Consider the following 16,701-nt stretch of genomic DNA (forward strand, 5'->3'; position numbering starts at 1 on the left):
CTCTTTCGTCTAATTCAGGTCCATATTGATGAACCCAACGCATAATGGTTGTATGAGCGATAGATAAACCTCGTTCCTCCATACTTAACAGACGAATGATTAAGATTCTATTACCTCTCTCTTAAAGAGTGTGTTTAAAAGATGGCGATGGCTCCACACGCTACACGCCTCTAGGAGACTCCCACTCCTAGAGGCTCAAAACCTTGTAGCGGTTCCGCTCATTGCCTAGAGTCTGTTCAAAAATATTGGGTTAAGCTAGATAAGCTATCCCGAACATTTTGACGGTCACTAATGGAATGGTATTCTGACTGTGAAAAAGAAGTTTCTAGTATTAGGTTGTATGTCCTTTTATCAAAATAACATCTACGATTGTATTGTTAATCGTATCTTCATCATCAGTTTCTATAAGGTTTATTAACGTAGAGCTTAACACTTTTCCAATCCTAGTAACCGGTTGCTTAATGGTCGTTAGTTTTGGAGTTTGTAACATTCTTGTGAAACTGTGATAATCATAGCCGACGATCTTTAACTGTTCAGGGACTTTAATTCCTCTCTCAACGGCATGGAGGTAGAGCGCATAAGCAACAATATCATTACTACAGAAAACTCCATCAAAACTAGAAAGCGAGCCGGAGATTTCACTTTGAATAAATTCGCTAAAATATTCAAACGTTAGATTATCGTTTGTTCCTTCAATAATCTCATGTTCAACATTATGTCTCATGCAAGTAAGCTTAAAGGCATCCGCTCGTCTATTAGCTAACAGGTCAAGCTTTAAAGGTCCAGAGATGTGCAGTAACCGCTCGCAACCAGACTCAATCAAATGAGTAGTCGCTAGTTCACCACCACGGTAATTATCAGATGCAACATAAGGAAATCTTTCTGAGAGAATCCTATCGAAAGTGACGATCGGAAAGTTTACGGATTTGTAATCCTCGACATCTAAAGTATGACTGCACATAATGATGCCATCTACCCTATTCTCGCGGAGCATACTAATATAGTGAGATTCTTTTTCTGGTTGGTCTAAAGAATTACAAATGAGGATTTTATAATTTTGTTCATTTGCATACATCTCAATATACTTGATCAATTCAGAGAAGAATGGATGATTAGAATCAGGAACAATGACACCTAATATATAAGATTGGCTTTTCTGAAGTGCTCTAGCTATTTGGTTAGGAAAGTAATTCATTTCAGCCATTGCATCTTCAACTTTCTTTCGGGTTTCTTTCCCGATATAACCACGATTATTCATTACCCTTGAAACGGTTGTTACAGACACTCCTGCGTGTTTGGCAACATCTTTTATGTTAGCCATGATCAGATTCCCCTCTCAATTATCCCTATATCTACAGATTTATTATTAGTTTACTCATTGTATCTAATGTATGAAAGTAGTATAACAGGTTTGTGAAAACCTTACCACATCTCATGTGACATAAAAAACATATAAATCCTACTAAATACATGATATATACTATAAATTCATAAACAAATGAGTGTTTATCTTCGATTTTGAACATGTGCAAAAAAATATATATATCAATCTATGAAAACGATTGACATGTTTTATGACACATAGTAATATACATCTTGTAAGCGTTTAATAATTAATAGATTGATTAGGGGGACGTTACATGAAAAAACTTATGTCATTACTAGTTTTAGTAGCTCTTTTAACATTGGCGGCTTGTGGTGGAGCAGATACAGATTCAACTCAGCAAGAAGGCAATGAGGAAGCTACAAAAAGCAAAGCAAAAGCAACAGAAATCTCTATTTTGCTAGGAAAGCCTGAGATCGCAAAGCAATTTGACGAAGCGATTGCTGATTTCTCTGCGGAAAACAATGTAAAAGTAACGGTTATTCCTTTAGCGGGTTCAAATGCATTTGAAAGAATGACATCACTGTATGCTTCTGGAAATGCTCCTACGATTATGATGATGGCTCAAGAATTTGAATCCTTCCAAGATAATTTACTAGATTTATCAAATGAGCCATGGATTGATTCTGTTCAAGAAGGAATGACGGATTTCATCACTGCGGATGGCAATGTATATGGTCAGCCTTTAACGGTTGAAGCGTTTGGTTTTATTTACAATAAGGCAGTCCTTGATCAAGCTGTAGGTGGGGATTTTGATCCTGCAACGGTTAGAACGCATGACCAATTTAAACAATTACTTGAAAACTTAGATGCGCTAGAAGGGGTTGACCCTATTCATGTATCTCCAATGGATTGGTCATTGGGCGCGCATCTTACAAATCCGTTCTTCGCTGCACAATCAAGTGACCGTGATGAGCGTCACCAATTTATGCAAGATTTAAAAGATGGTAACGTTTCCCTAGAGGAAAACGATGTATTCCAAGGTTGGTTAAATACATTTGAAATGATGAAAGAGCACAACTCAGATAAAAATTCTCCATTAGCACCACAATATGATGATGGTCCGTTAGCATTAGCTGGTGGAAAAGTAGGATTATGGTTTATGGGGAACTGGGCATATCCACAATTAAACGAAATTGATCCTGAAGGAGAATACGGTTTCTTACCAGTGCCAATTAGTAATGATGCGTCTGATTTTGGTAACAACGAAATTTCAGTAGGTGTTCCTTCTTATTGGGTTGTTGATGCTGCTCAATCAACAGAAGAACAACAAGAAGCTGCTAAAGCATTCTTAAACTGGTTAGTATCAACTGAGCAAGGTCAAGAGCACTATGTAAATGGGCTAAACCTGATTCCTGTTTTTGATAATTTCGAAGTTGAGCCACAAGACTCACTTTCATTATCTATTCTTGAATATATGAGTGGAAATCATACGTTAGAGTGGATGAACTCTTATTACCCAGCTGACGGTTGGCCGACAATGGGATCAGCTTTACAAAAGTATACTTCTGACAACATTGACAGAGAAGGTTTAATTAATGAATTCGAAAGCTACTGGGAGTCAGTAAAAGAATAATATCTACTAAGTGGGATAAGTTGTTTTTCGCTTATCCCCTTATTATTTAAGAGAGCGGTTGCTCGTCGGAAAGGGTTTGTCTTATGACAATCGTTTCCCGATGGGCAAGCAAAGCTTACTTACAGAAAAATTGATTGGGGGTACCGACATTGTATAATGAGAAAACATGGATAGATAAACTTAAGGTAGTAGGTACTTTCGCGGTTATTCCGCTATTTGCGTTTTCGGTGGTCATGTTGCTTCCATTATTACTAGGAATTGCAATGACTTTTACGACTTGGACTGGATTTGCGGGTTCACTACTCGACTTTCGAGGATTTGAGAATTATAGAATTGCTTTTACAGATCCAGGTTTTTGGGATTCGATGGGCATTACCTTTAAATATGTAGCCTTTACACTTGTATTCACAAACGTGATCGCTTTTGGTTTAGCGTTACTTGTAACGAGTGGTCTAAGAGGTCAAAACTTCTTCCGCATGGGCTTTTTCACTCCTAACTTAATTGGAGGGATCATCTTAGGATTTATTTGGCAGTTTATTTTTACACGAGTCATTGTTTATTTTGGTGAAGCAACTGGAATGACTATTTTCCAGGCATCTTGGTTAGCAGATCCGAATCATGCTTTTTGGACACTTGTCATTGTGGGAGTATGGCAAAGTTCTGGGTATATGATGTTGATTTATATTGCAGGGTTAGCCGGAATTAACAAATCCCTTCTTGAAGCAGCAGATCTAGACGGGGCGAATGCTTGGCAGAAGATGCTGAAGATTCAAGTGCCATTAATGATTCCAGCTTTTACGATTAGTCTTTTCTTAACTTTACAACGAAGCTTTTTAGTATATGACGTCAACTTATCGTTAACAAACGGAGGGCCATTCCGCTCGACGGAATTAATCGCCATGCATATTTATAACGATGCCTTCTTGTATCAAAATTACGGTTCGGGTCAGGCAAAAGCGTTTATTTTGTTCTTGATTGTTGCGGCAATCGCAATTAGCCAAGTGAAGATCATGAAGAAGATGGAGGTGGAATCATAAATGAGTCAGCAATCTAATAAGACACTTCTTACCCGTGCAAGGAAGAAAAAAATAAGAAATGCTCTATTGTTTGTTCTTTCATTATCTTTATTTGCTTTATATTTCTTCCCGTTCATCTTAGTCTTAATCAACTCATTTAAAGATCGTTTAGATATTGTCAGTAATCCGTTAGCATTACCATCGACATGGTCATTTGATAACTATATCGAAGCCTATCAAACGATGAATTTTATGTCAGCATTATGGAACTCGATTCTCGTTACGACGGTTTCTGTATTATTGATTATCGTCTTCTCTTCCATGTTTGCTTATTTCCTGGTTCGCTGGAAATGGAAAGTGAATGGTTGGATTTTTGTTCTTTTAATTGCTTCTATGATTATTCCGTTTCAGGCGCTAATGATTCCGTTCGTTTCTATTTATGGAAACCTAGGTTTATTAAATAGTAAATGGATGTTGATGTTCTTTTATTTAGGGTTCGGCTTAGGTCTAGCAACATTTATGTATCACGGCTTTATTAAATCAATTCCTGTTGAGTTAGAAGAAGCAGCTATTATTGATGGTGCTTCTAGGTTTCAGGTGTTTTGGAAAGTTGTGTTTCCGATGTTAAAGCCTATTACCGTAACGATTGTTATATTAGATGTACTGTGGATTTGGAATGATTTCCTACTACCAGCATTGGTATTAGTATCAGAAGGGAACCGTACGATTCCGTTATCGACATTTTACTTCTTTGGTCAATACACATCTGCTTTTGGCCCGGCGATGGCTGGACTTGTGTTAGCGATGATCCCGATCATTATTTTCTTCATTTTCTTACAAAAACAAGTCATTAAAGGCGTAATGGATGGGGCAATAAAATAATGGAACAGAAATGGTGGCAAAAGTCCATTATTTATCAAATGTTAGTCGTGCTTACTAATTTCTTAAATTCTAGTATTAATTTAAAGAATCGTACGGAGATGTTTTGTTGAGTAATTATATAGATAGCCCGTTTAGTGGCAACACTTTAAGGCCTTATGAAGCAGTTGTATGAAAAGGCTAGATTTAATGAAAAAATAGAGAGAAATTTTGTTTTATAGGAGTGAGTGGATGCTTAGTAACAAGCAACAAATAGAAGAAGCAAATCGTGAGGTTGAAAAGATAAAAAAGGAAGTTGAAAAAAACCATTGGCGATTAGCCTACCATTTGGCCCCGCAAGCAAATTGGATGAACGACCCGAACGGTTTTAGCTTTTACAAAGGAGAGTACCATTTATTTTATCAACATCACCCGTATTCTCCTGAGTGGGGACCGATGTTTTGGGGGCACGCTAAAAGTCGTGATTTGGCTCATTGGGAACATTTGCCGATCGCACTTGCGCCAAGTGAGGATTATGATGTGGACGGTTGTTTTTCAGGTAGTGCGATTGAAAAAGACGGAAAGCTTTACTTAATGTACACAGGAAACAAGTGGACAGGTGAAAATCGAGATACTGATTTAAAACAAGTTCAGTGTCTGGCCGTAAGTGAAGATGGATTGACGTTTGAGAAAATAAAAGAAAACCCAGTAATGACTGAGACGCCAGAAGGTGATATTCATCCATATCATTGGCGCGATCCGAAGGTGTGGCAAGAAGGAGACTATTATTACTGCATTCTCGGTTCTAAGACAAAAGATGAAAAAGGGCAAGTTCTTCTCTATCGCTCTAACGACTTAATAAGTTGGGAATTCCTAAATGTAGCAGCAAAAGGAGAAGGGAACTTTGGTTTCATGTGGGAATGTCCAGATCTTTTCCGATTAGACGATCAAGATGTGTTAATCATGTCTCCGCAAGGCGTTCATCCTGAAGGAGATTTATATCACAACCTACATCAGTCGGGTTATATTTTAGGTACACTAAATTATGAAACAGGAGTACTTGATCACGGTCCGTTCGAACTTTTAGACTATGGATTTGATTTTTACGCACCACAGACAACTATTGATGATAAAGGCCAACGAGTTATGATTGCTTGGATGGCGATGTGGGAAAATGAAATGCCAGAGCAAGAGTTCCGCTGGGCTGGGGCCACAACTTTACCAAGAATTTTAACGTTAAATAACGGAAAAATGGTATCTGAACCGGCTCCTGAACTTAAAGCACTACGCCAAAATGAAGTTTCATTTGAAAATATCAAAATGGACAAAGAACTGCAGTTAACAGGAATTGAAGGAGAATGTATCGAGTTAAGGGTAACAATAGATGCGAAAGAGGCTTCTACGTTTGGATTAAAGGTTCGTGTAAATGAAGAGGAGAACGAAGAAACGCTGCTAACCTACCAAGTAGAGGAAGAAACTCTTCTTTTCGATCGAAACCGTTCTGGCAAAGGTCCAGGTGGTGTACGTAAAGCGGCAATTTCATTACGAGATAACCGTCTGCAGCTGCATGTGTTTATTGATCATTCATCTATTGAAGTCTTTGCTCAAGGTGGAGAAAAAGTGATGACTGGACGTATTTACCCTAGTGAGAAGGCGAACGGCATTTCCTTTTTTGCAGATCAGGAGATTGTTATTGTATCTGTTGAAAAATGGGAGATGAAGCAAGCTTTTGTAGAAGGTCCTACTAACAACGTTGGAGGAATGAACGTATGAAACAGCATGACTTAATTATTTGCGTGGGCGAGCTTCTGATTGATTTCTTTTGCCTAGACAAAAATGTGTCACTTATTGATGGATCAAATTTTGAAAAGCAAGCCGGAGGCGCACCAGCAAATGTGAGTGCAGCTGTTTCTAGATTAGGCGGCGCGGCTGCCTTTGTTGGAATGGTCGGCAATGACCCATTCGGAGCTTTTTTAAAGAAAACGTTAGAGGATGAACAGGTTGATACGAGCATGCTATTTCAAACGGATCAAGCAGCAACAACCCTTGCCTTTGTATCCTTGCAAGAGGATGGCGAGCGAGACTTTATTTTTAATCGTGGAGCCGATCGGCTGCTTGAATTTAATGATTTGCATCTTGACCGAATTAAAGAAGGTAAGATTATTCATTTTGGATCAGCTACGGCATTACTTGAAGACCCGTTTCAAACCACATACTTTCAGTTAATGGATTACTCAATTCAAGAAGGGCTATTTGTTTCGTTTGATCCCAATTACCGTCAGGCATTATGGGGCGGACGAATGGAAGAGTTTGTAACACTTGCCCAAAAGGGGATTAGTAAGGCTGGTTTTGTAAAGGTGAGTGAAGAGGAGTTAGAGATTATTGCTGGATCAAGTAGCAAAGAGGCATCGGTAGACTTCCTTCATCAATTAGGTGCTAAGATAGTTGCAGTGACGTTGGGCAAGAATGGAACGCTCATCTCCAATGGCCTACAAAAACAAATGATCCCTAGTATCGAAATCAAATCAATAGACTCAACTGGCGCAGGTGATGCCTTTGTTGGTGCCACTCTTTATCAATTAAGTCAGTTACAAGATTTGAAAATAAATAGATTTGATATCGACAGTTTAACAGAACTAATACATTTTTCTAATGCAGTCGGTGCTATGGTATGTACCAAGCGCGGTGCGATTTCTTCTTTGCCAACATTAGAGGAAGTAGGAAAAGTATAAAAAGTAGTATGTGGGTAGATACTAGTTATTGATTTACGTTAACTGTCAAGAAACCTCATCAAAAATACTGAAAAATCTCCAGTAAAACCACAGTATCATTTACACGAAAAGACCGACTTTTTACCAAGTCGGTCTTTTCGCTCCAAATAATATAATCTTGAACTAACGCTCTCCAATGGCTACTGCTACTTTGACAGGGATGCTGCTGGTAACGGCTTGCGGAGGGCAACCGGAACAGGAAGAAACCGTACAGCCGAAAATAAAAGAAACGGAGAAAGCAACCGAACCAACGGAACCGATTATCGTAGACGAATATCCCATAGTTACGATTACGATGGAGAACGGGTATGAAATCGAAGCTGAACTTTATCCACATATCGCACCGAACACTGTGGTTAACTTTATTTCCTTAGTGGAGGACGGCTCTTTCGATGGCCCGCACCAATGATCGGAATTCAGGAGGATCACAATTTTTTATTATGGTAGATGACTCACCGGAACTCGATGGGAAATACGCTTCGTTTGGACGAGTGTTAAAAGGGATGGAAGTGGTTGACGCCATTGTGAAAGCAGAACGGGACTTCAGCGACAAACCAGAAGCGCAGAAAATGAAGACGGGGACGGTCGATACGAAAGGGCATGAGTATCCAGATCCAGTTGTTCAGTGAGTGAAATGACGAAAGGGAAGGGTGCTCCACTTCGAGTGAGCATGTCTTTCTTTTAAAGTTTATCTACAACAAAAGGAGTTATTAACTCATTTCGACAAATGAGCAAAATGCAATTGTTCACCTCAGCAATCCTAATAACACTTATCTCTTATCATAGGGGAAGGTTGACTTCCATCCTTTTGAGGATGTGTAAACAACTAAAACGACTGCAGTTCACAAGATGTTAATTCTTCATTAAATATTGTTTCGCCTTACTTGGTTCTTAGTTTTCACGGTATTATATGTAGCTGTTTAATTTATAGATGATTGTCTTTGTATAATTGTGTAAATGTCTAACTAAGCACTTATAATGGTCTTGTTTAATAAAAGCATAGCTTCAGATTAAAGGAATGCACCAAGAAAGTTAAATAGAGTTAAATTATGATTACACTCATAGCCATCTTCAATCTTCAAATTTGGAATAATAATAGCTATTTGTCTAAGTATCAAGAAACCGAAAAAATAGAAGTACACCATTTGGGGGATAACTACAATGCTCGTAATAGGCATATTATTTTCGTGGAAGTCGGTACTCTCTATGGAATCAGTGAGGGTAGGGAATTTGCAACGATGGGAGCTATTTTCTATAGCTTTTTGCATTTTCAATATTCCGCAATCGGGCGCTTTTCTGAAATAAGGAAAGCGTCTTTCTTCATGAAAAGGGCCAGATTGTTGAGTAAGACTAATTGAACTAACGAGCAGCAGAGTTTAATAAGCCAATTACCTGTTCCTCAAAAAATGTTAAAATTTATGTGAAGAGATTATTTACAAGGATGTGACAAATGGTTTGAATTTATATAAAGCTTTTCGAGTTATAGTGATATTAGGAATCTCGCTCTTTCTAATAAGTTGTTCTACTTATCAGGATTCTAATCAAAATGTATATGTTGTAGAAGTTTACGATGAAAATATAGTAAACTTTACCCCACCACAAGAATATCGGGAGCAATTTGGTGAATTATTGCATTCTCCCCACCTCAAAAGCATTTCATATTCGCATAACCTACCAGAACATTTTGAGCAAAGCCCAATTATTATCGTTTCCAAAGCAGTAGGGCATATTGAACTTGAAACAAGTAGTTATGAAGAATTGTTTGATTTTTTTCGGGATTAAGCAAGGATAGGATGAACTCACAAACTTCCTGCAAAGAACAGGGGTTGTAATTACATCAGTTTCTATCGCTATTGTACTAACGAAGCAGAAGAGTTAAATAACAGGAAAATAATGGTAACAAGGAGGTTAGGAAGAGTATGATGCAAAACAAATATTTAAAATTGTTTGGTGTACCTACTGGTTTCTTTTTATTAGGTGTTTTGTTTTTAATAATTGGGGCGAATGGAAGGCAGAATGCAATAAATTTCTCAAGACCTGGTGGAGCTGACTCGTGGTCAACTTCAGATAGCTTAATAAATGCTTTTATATATGTCCCAATGATTATAGGAATTAGCTTTTTAATTTTATTCATTAGCACTTTTACAATTTCATTTTATAAATGGCAAAAAAACCTTTAGACTCTTCAACTACCATGAAAATAAACTTCTCTAATTACATAAAAAGGACAATAACAAAGAAGACCCTTCTAATTCGTTTTAAAAAAAGAGCCGTATACATTGAACTATGGATTGGTTGACTGGATTAAGAACCAGTATAGACAACTTAGTATATTTTCATTCTCTGTGGTGAAGCGCTGATTTTTGCGCTTCATGGCTGGCTAACGGGGGCGTTAGTTGAAGAAGCATTAAGTGATTTTAAGATTGAGACCATAGTAGTTATTCCATTAAAGGGCGCTTTTCTGTAACAAGGAAAGTGCCTTATTTATGTAAAGGTCTAGATTGTGGAGCAACGCCTTTAAAGAAAATTAGATCTCTATGCTAAATTTTAAAGGAGATTGTGAAATTATGTACTTAAAGTAACGAGCAGGATAATACAAGAAGGGATTCCCTTATCTACTATAAAATGCTAATTACAAGTTTTCAAGGAATAATATCCCAATAAATGTAGACATTTTTTATTTGAAGTGATAATCTAACTTTACAGATTAACGATCTAAAAAATCAGATTGAGTTAAGGGAGATTTTAATATGAATGATAAACCATTAAATGTATCCGTTAAACAAGCAAAACTACTTGGAAATTCACTTCGAATAAAAATTATTAGCCAGTTATTGGATGAACCTAGAACAGCGAAGCAGGTTGCTGACTTATTGGGGAAATCTGGAGGAAACGTACATTATCATATGAAGAAGCTTTTCGAGGGAGGTCTAATTGAACTTGTGGAAGAAAAACAATTTGGTGGAGTGATAGAGAAATATTATAAATCGAAATCTAAATGGTTCAATTCTTACGGGGCAGAGCCGATTGATCCTGTTTTAAAAGACGATTTTATTTCTAATGAATCAACGGCACTTAGTATACGATTAAACCTTTCTCGAGACCAACAAGATCAAATTAAAGAAGAATTTAGATCATTTCTTGAAGATTGGGTGAAAAAGACATCCGTAAATAACACTGAAGAGACTCAAGAATATAGTATCGGTGTAAAAATAAACTCCACAAAACCAAAAAGTATATAAAAAGGAGGGAGATGAATGAATTTATTTTCAAATAAAAATTTTAGGTATATGTTTTTAGGAAGAATAGTAACCAATATTGGCGATAGCCTTTATGCTGTCGCAGCAATGTGGCTAGTGTACGATCTAGGTGGATCAACTTTTTATACAGGATTAGCAGGTTTTCTTACTATTCTTCCTAGACTTATACAGTTTTTGAGTGGACCACTAATCGATAAAATATCTATTCGTCCATTATTAATCAACACACAACTTACACAATGCGCCCTTTTATTGATTATTCCTTTAGCCTCTTATCTTGACTTCCTTAGTGTTGCACTTGTTCTAATATTGTCACCAATTATAATGACCTTTAATATGTTGGTATACCCAGCACAAATGGCTTCACTTCCTAACTTTGTAGAAGATAAAGATCTAACGAAAGCTAATTCTTATTTTACACTTGCATACCAAGGAATTGAGGTTGGGTGCAATGCAGTAGCGGGGGTTTTAATTGTTATTGTTGGTGCTGTATCCATCTATCTATTGGATTCTTTCCTATTTTTAATGGGTGCTTTAATATTTTCAATGATAAAAGTAGAGAAAAAGCTAGCAAATAAACAAGAGAGTATAATGAAAAAATCAATAAAGAATCAGTTGAAAACGTACCATTATGAACTTAAAGATGGTATAAAAATTTTGCTTAGCAAAAAATTTTCTCGACTCCTTTTTGGTATGATAGTTATTAATCTTGTGGGCGGAGCAACTTTTGTGGTTCTTCCTGAATTTAGTGACTATAAAGGTGGAGCCGAAATCTATGGCTTATTATTAATGGCTCAAGCAATCGGTAGCTTGTCAGGAGCGTTACTAGCCCCTTATCTAAAATTAGAGCATTTTAAAATGGGAAAGGTATATGCAATTGCATTTTTAATTAGTGGGGTACTGTGGGCAGTATCTGTATTTATGCCATGGACATGGTTAATGATTATAGTTTATGGAATTGCATGGTTACCTGGTGGCATTACAAATATTTTAATAAATACGTGTTTACAAAAAGGGATTCCGAAACAATTATTAGGTAGGGTATTCTCAGCCTCGTTTAGTTTAAGTGGTATTGCAATGCCACTTGGATCTTTACTGGGTGGTAGTTTAGGTGTAATAATTGGAAGTTTTTACGTCATTTTTTTCAGTGGAATAGCTGTTCTTTTCGTGGGTCTTTTTTGGCTTGTAGATAAAACAACTTCAAATTTACCTACCATAGAGGACATCGATGAAAAGACGTTTATTAACCAAATACTTAAAACTCAAGCAAATTAGATTGTGAGCTATTTCACTTAAACTAACAGGTGCATTCCTTCAACAAGGGATGCTGTTTTTCTTATTGAAGGAAAGGGCAGGAAACGTGTATTAAATCAAGTTCTTGAACCTATTAGTGAAAACAAAGATGGATATTATCAGCGATATGATTGGGAGACAGCTGGTTTAGCAGAATGGCACACTGTTCCTGTTGGGGGGATTGTCATAATAGAGGGTGTTTACTCTATTCGTAAGGAATTAGCAAATAAATACGATTTTACAATATGGGTTGATTGTCCACGAGAAACAAGGCTTTCACGAGGTCTTGAAAGAGACGGGGAAGAAGCTCATGATTTGTGGGAAAATAATTGGATGATTTCAGAAGACATTTATGTTGAAGATCAAAAACCTTTTGAAAGAGCAGATCTCATTGTTAATGGAACTAAATAAATATCTTATTCAGCTAACGAGCGCAAGATCAGGGGTTGCCATTTCGGTAGCTCCTTCTTGTGCTCCTCCAGTAAGATTGACTTATCTCACGAATACTGACTTATTCGCAGGATTTCAAACCACTTGTAAGAAAGGTAGCGGATGAATGGTATGAGTGTTGGATCTTTTGGCTACATGAAGGCATGTGTAAATAGGGGGTACAAGTATAACCCCATTTATTACCATATACTGTACGTATTCTCCACGCCACCCCTGGAGGTTTTCGATTGCGGTAAGCGGAACATTAGATTCTCTTCAAGCTCAGGTAAACGAAGATATTCCTCACGCTCTGGTTCATCCGTATTTAACTTAAATGGTCTCGATCCGGGATAATTGTCGCAAATTGATCATGAACAATCAATTCAATTTCATCACCAGGCAGTTTCTTAACAATTTACACAAAATAACGGGATTGTAACACAATACTACCGGTTTCTTTCACTGTGACAATTTCCTTTCCGTCTTCTGTCTTGGGGATAAATGTTTCGATTGAAATATCAGAATCACTACCAGTTAACGTGACACCTTCATCACTCGCAACAATTTTAACTCCCGTTAAAATCGGAATCGTCATTTTTAAAGAGGAGCACACTCTCATAAAAAGAGCTTGCTTCCTTTAGAGCATCGATAAACTTATCATATATATCCGTTGTATTGCCGCGGTTTTTTTGTGACCAGTCGTGGTTTTTAAAGAAAGATTTGCGCAATTCCGCTGTCAGCTCTAACTGTACACCAGCTTTTAATTGATTATCATTAACAATGTTCTTTTCGTGCATTCCTGCTATATGAGGAGGTGCATCCTCAACCCTAAATCCACGGTTCTGAAGAGAGAAGCGTACCATCTCTTTATATACTTGATTCCTTCCTCCAATATAAATAATCGGCTCCTCTCCTGAATATCCATGAATTGATAAAACGGTTACAGAATTTTGAGCCATCCTTCTGCCTATTGGTTCATCAAAATTCACAGAGTTGAGATGCAAGATCTGATTATTAGTTGTCTTTATTCCTTCAAAGAGGTAATAAGAATAGTCCATCTGATTCGCTAGACCTTTTACCACTTCGGATGATCCCGGTTCAATTCCTCCACCATGGATAGCGATGGCGGTAATGTCGCTATGACGTTGTTTATAGTTGATTACATAGTCTTCATTAATTACTTCATGTTTCATTAAATGTTCATATGAAACATAATAATCTTCACTTACATAAGATAAAGGGCTGAATGATAAAAAAAATAAAGAGACAGAAATGAAAAGTGCAGTGCACCATTTATTTATTATATTCATGTTAAACACCTTTCTTTTTAGAATATGATGTTTAAATGAATCGGTCATACCTATTTCTTTACTATTTGAATAAATTTTATAAAACCTATTTCTTTAGCTATTTTCTCTTGGGTTATTAAGTGCTTTTGTAGAATTACGATAAGAACGTGGCTTATGACAAGTTTTGGAGTATGTAATTTGTAAAATTAGAAATTAAACCTTGTAGAATTGTAGGGTGAGTGGGTGATTAAGTTTTGAAAAGTTGATTTAAAGTTGCAATGAAGGGCTAGAAGTAAAAGAAGCTACTTAGTTATTCCATTAAAGGGCCCATTTATGGAGTAATGAAAAAAGCCTAATTTCTCAATGTTAATACTTGAGAAATTGGGCTTTTTATATGGGGATTTCCTTAACGTTGTAACTCAGTACTTATAGTATATATTTGCAAAATGAACCGTTTCGAGGAGGTGGGCAAAATACCCAATTTTCATTTAAATCCCAATTATTTGGTAAAAGGTGTTACTATTATAAATGGAAATTAAAATACTAGGAGGAAAGAAAAATGAAAACATTATCTCTATGGGCTAGTTTAATAGCGTTAGTAGTCTTTACTTCTGCTTGTTCAGTCCAAAAATCGGATGAAATTATTGAAAAAGCGGTCGAGGCTCAGGAAAATCTTAAAAGTTACTATGGTGAAGTGACTAGTAATGTTGAATTTGCAGGAAACTCAGAATTAACGACATATAAGGAATGGAATGTTAAACCTAATAAAAATCGCGTAGAAATGGAGGATGGACAACTTTTTGTATCAAATAGTGAACAGTCTTGGTCGTATGATGAGACCAGTCATACAGTAACGATTTTTGATGGAATAGGTGAGCTGACTGAAGATATGCCAAGTGAATCGGAGATGATTCGTAACGTATTAACCGAAATGTTGAACTCCAATGATGTTGTAGCTAAAGGAAAAGAAACCGTTGCTAATAGACAAACCATTCATTTATCTCTAACTCCAAATGAAAACCAAGAAGACGAATGGTTAATAGCTACCGAGTATGAAGTATGGGTTGATGAAGAAACGTATATGCCATTAAAAATGAAAATGGTCAGTGATGAATTCACATCAGAAATGGAATACACTCACATTGAATACAATATTGAAATAGATGAAGAATTATTTCATTTTGAAATTCCAGAAGGTGCTAAGGTCCAAACGATGGAGGATTTAATACAGGAAACATTGACCCTTGAAGAGCTCCAAGAAACAACGGCCTATCATGTACCTGAACTATCATATCTTCCAGAAGGCTATGAATTTAAGCAAGCAAGCTACATTGGTGAATTGGACTTAGGAATGGCAATGGTTGAATATACTGATTCAGAAGGGGATTTTCTAATGTTTACTATCTCATCAGAACCACAAATCTCTCCAAATCTAGAGAACACTGAATTAGTAGAAATTGGAACCGTTGAAGGTACCTATACGAAAATGTATGAAATGCAATTTGTTTCTTGGGAAAAAGATGAATTACTGTTTGAATTAACTTCTACAGAAGATCTATCAAAAGAAGAAATTCTTCAGATTGCAGAAGGCATCCAATAGCAATGCTTGCCCAAAAGCTGACTTAATGAGTCAGCTTTTAATCTATTAATTAAAAAAATGTCGACTATTTAGGGTGGTTATTGAAATCAAAAGAAACAAGTATTATTGAAGACGTAGGCTTATCTTCAATAAGGTAACTATAAATTGTTGAATGACAATAAAGATGTTTCATTCACAATAAAGTCGTTTGAAAAACTGTGTTTTAAGTAACAAAAAAGTTGTTTAAAAAAAGACAAATCCTTGAGTCTAAAGGATTTTGCAGTCCGATTTTAAACAACTTTGTTATCATTATTTTTGGGTTTATCTTTTTTTTACGATCGAAATTTTGACACCTCAAAATTAAACGACTTTATTGTTACTGCACATAAATGATCTTCAACAATCGGGCGCTTTTCTTGAATAGAGAAGGGCGTCTCTTTGAAAAGGGATTATTAATTATAAAAAGAAGATATAGAGTGAAAATATTTATTCTATAATTGGACACAGAGGAGTAGCTTTAATGATATTAGAAGCTGTCATGCTTCAAGTTAAAAAAGGTATGGAACAGGAATATGAAGAAGCTTTTCGTAAGGCATCTAAAATTATTTCAACAATGAAAGGCTATATATCCCACGAACTACAACGTTGTATGGAAGCTGAGGGGAAATATTTGTTATTAGTAAGGTGGGAAACTTTAGAAGATCATACTGTTGGATTTAGACAATCACAAGAATATCAAGAATGGAAAAATCAACTCCATCATTTTTATGACCCATTCCCGACAGTTGAACACTTTCAAAAAGTTGATCTTTCGTAAAAGTTTTACTTTACAAACGGTTGGTGTAAGTTGAGCATCTTTAACAAACGGCCGCTTTTCTTTAACAAGGATATGCGCTCTTTTTAGTTATAGGCCATAAAAACATTTCGACTGGCTTTTTTGTAGTATGATGGCTTTTATAATTACCAGTTCTATCAAGCGAAAACTGTCTACTTTAGTTTAGCAGTCACAGCACTTTAATGAAATAACGATAAAAAGCCCAATTTCTCTATTAACACTGAGGAATTGGGCTTTTAATATGGGAATGTCCTTAACGTGTAAATCCGCACATTTTCATGACGCTAACCCTATAACAAATACGGTCATATTTCATTATAATCATTTATATTATTTCACTAGTGTTGCATAAATAATGACTGAATTTTCAGTTTTATAATTTTTCTTGTTTAGAGCCAAAAAGGTAAATAC

General features: G+C 36.4%; 16 protein-coding genes and 2 pseudogenes. 14 read left to right on the plus strand and 4 right to left on the minus strand.

Annotated features, from left to right (window positions below):
- Together PQ474_RS24165 and PQ474_RS24170 are read right to left on the minus strand one after the other, a co-directional pair.
- Nucleotides 1-82, minus strand: a pseudogene (locus PQ474_RS24165) (IS6 family transposase); the annotation flags it as partial.
- Between the two features lie 249 nt (nucleotides 83-331).
- Complete coding sequence (locus PQ474_RS24170; RefSeq protein WP_273848138.1) at nucleotides 332-1,321, minus strand: LacI family DNA-binding transcriptional regulator; 990 nt, start codon at nucleotides 1,319-1,321, stop codon at nucleotides 332-334.
- Between the two features lie 319 nt (nucleotides 1,322-1,640).
- On the opposite strand from PQ474_RS24170, the gene PQ474_RS24175 reads away from it, so the two are divergent.
- The 12 genes and pseudogenes from PQ474_RS24175 to PQ474_RS24225 all read left to right on the plus strand — a co-directional run.
- On the plus strand, nucleotides 1,641-2,960 hold the full coding sequence (locus tag PQ474_RS24175) for an ABC transporter substrate-binding protein (protein ID WP_273848139.1): 1,320 nt from the start codon (nucleotides 1,641-1,643) through the stop codon (nucleotides 2,958-2,960).
- A 149-nt stretch (nucleotides 2,961-3,109) separates the two neighbouring features.
- Nucleotides 3,110-3,997 carry a carbohydrate ABC transporter permease gene (locus PQ474_RS24180; protein WP_273848140.1) on the plus strand — a complete coding sequence of 296 codons (888 nt, stop codon included), beginning with the start codon at nucleotides 3,110-3,112 and terminating at the stop codon, nucleotides 3,995-3,997.
- Nucleotides 3,998-4,858 (plus strand): carbohydrate ABC transporter permease, encoded by an 861-nt coding sequence (locus PQ474_RS24185; RefSeq protein WP_273848141.1) that lies wholly within the window; start codon nucleotides 3,998-4,000, stop codon nucleotides 4,856-4,858. It abuts the gene before it with no gap.
- Nucleotides 4,859-5,086: 228 nt separating this feature from the next.
- Nucleotides 5,087-6,607 (plus strand): glycoside hydrolase family 32 protein, encoded by a 1,521-nt coding sequence (locus tag PQ474_RS24190; RefSeq protein ID WP_273848142.1) that lies wholly within the window; start codon nucleotides 5,087-5,089, stop codon nucleotides 6,605-6,607.
- The gene (locus tag PQ474_RS24195) at nucleotides 6,604-7,566 is read left to right on the plus strand and encodes a carbohydrate kinase family protein (protein WP_273848143.1); all 963 of its coding nucleotides are present in this window, start codon (nucleotides 6,604-6,606) and stop codon (nucleotides 7,564-7,566) included. The genes PQ474_RS24190 and PQ474_RS24195 overlap by 4 nt, the downstream gene beginning before the upstream one ends.
- 175 nt (nucleotides 7,567-7,741) lie before the next feature.
- On the plus strand, nucleotides 7,742-8,014 hold the full coding sequence (locus PQ474_RS26730; protein WP_390187304.1) for a peptidylprolyl isomerase: 273 nt from the start codon (nucleotides 7,742-7,744) through the stop codon (nucleotides 8,012-8,014).
- Complete coding sequence (locus tag PQ474_RS26735) at nucleotides 7,998-8,234, plus strand: peptidylprolyl isomerase (RefSeq protein WP_390187306.1); 237 nt, start codon at nucleotides 7,998-8,000, stop codon at nucleotides 8,232-8,234. Before PQ474_RS26730 ends, PQ474_RS26735 begins: the two co-directional genes overlap by 17 nt.
- Nucleotides 8,235-9,060: 826 nt before the next feature.
- The gene (locus tag PQ474_RS24205; protein ID WP_273848144.1) at nucleotides 9,061-9,387 is read left to right on the plus strand and encodes a hypothetical protein; all 327 of its coding nucleotides are present in this window, start codon (nucleotides 9,061-9,063) and stop codon (nucleotides 9,385-9,387) included.
- A 137-nt stretch (nucleotides 9,388-9,524) separates the two neighbouring features.
- A complete protein-coding gene (locus PQ474_RS24210) occupies nucleotides 9,525-9,785 on the plus strand; it encodes a hypothetical protein (protein WP_273848145.1) in 261 nt (86 codons plus the stop codon).
- A 570-nt stretch (nucleotides 9,786-10,355) separates the two neighbouring features.
- Nucleotides 10,356-10,847, plus strand: coding sequence for an ArsR/SmtB family transcription factor (locus PQ474_RS24215; protein ID WP_273848146.1), 492 nt, complete (start codon nucleotides 10,356-10,358; stop codon nucleotides 10,845-10,847).
- Nucleotides 10,848-10,862: 15 nt separating this feature from the next.
- Entirely contained in the window at nucleotides 10,863-12,140 is a 1,278-nt protein-coding gene (locus PQ474_RS24220) for an MFS transporter (RefSeq protein ID WP_273848147.1), read from the plus strand.
- Nucleotides 12,141-12,221: 81 nt separating this feature from the next.
- Nucleotides 12,222-12,569, plus strand: a pseudogene (locus PQ474_RS24225) (uridine kinase family protein); the annotation flags it as partial.
- A 433-nt stretch (nucleotides 12,570-13,002) separates the two neighbouring features.
- Here the strand turns inward: PQ474_RS24225 and PQ474_RS24230 are convergent.
- Both PQ474_RS24230 and PQ474_RS24235 read right to left on the minus strand, forming a co-directional pair.
- Nucleotides 13,003-13,182 (minus strand): hypothetical protein, encoded by a 180-nt coding sequence (locus PQ474_RS24230; RefSeq protein WP_273848148.1) that lies wholly within the window; start codon nucleotides 13,180-13,182, stop codon nucleotides 13,003-13,005.
- The gene (locus PQ474_RS24235; RefSeq protein ID WP_273848149.1) at nucleotides 13,154-13,897 is read right to left on the minus strand and encodes a poly-gamma-glutamate hydrolase family protein; all 744 of its coding nucleotides are present in this window, start codon (nucleotides 13,895-13,897) and stop codon (nucleotides 13,154-13,156) included. Before PQ474_RS24235 ends, PQ474_RS24230 begins: the two co-directional genes overlap by 29 nt.
- Before the next feature lie 538 nt (nucleotides 13,898-14,435).
- On the opposite strand from PQ474_RS24235, the gene PQ474_RS24240 reads away from it, so the two are divergent.
- Entirely contained in the window at nucleotides 14,436-15,476 is a 1,041-nt protein-coding gene (locus PQ474_RS24240; RefSeq protein WP_273848150.1) for a DUF4367 domain-containing protein, read from the plus strand.
- A gap of 499 nt (nucleotides 15,477-15,975) precedes the next feature.
- Nucleotides 15,976-16,272 (plus strand): antibiotic biosynthesis monooxygenase family protein, encoded by a 297-nt coding sequence (locus PQ474_RS24245; protein ID WP_273848151.1) that lies wholly within the window; start codon nucleotides 15,976-15,978, stop codon nucleotides 16,270-16,272.
- Nucleotides 16,273-16,701: the final 429 nt, after the last annotated feature.

The sequence above is a fragment of the Halalkalibacter alkalisediminis genome (genome assembly GCF_028610705.1).
Lineage (GTDB): Bacteria > Bacillota > Bacilli > Bacillales > Bacillaceae_D > Halalkalibacter > Halalkalibacter alkalisediminis.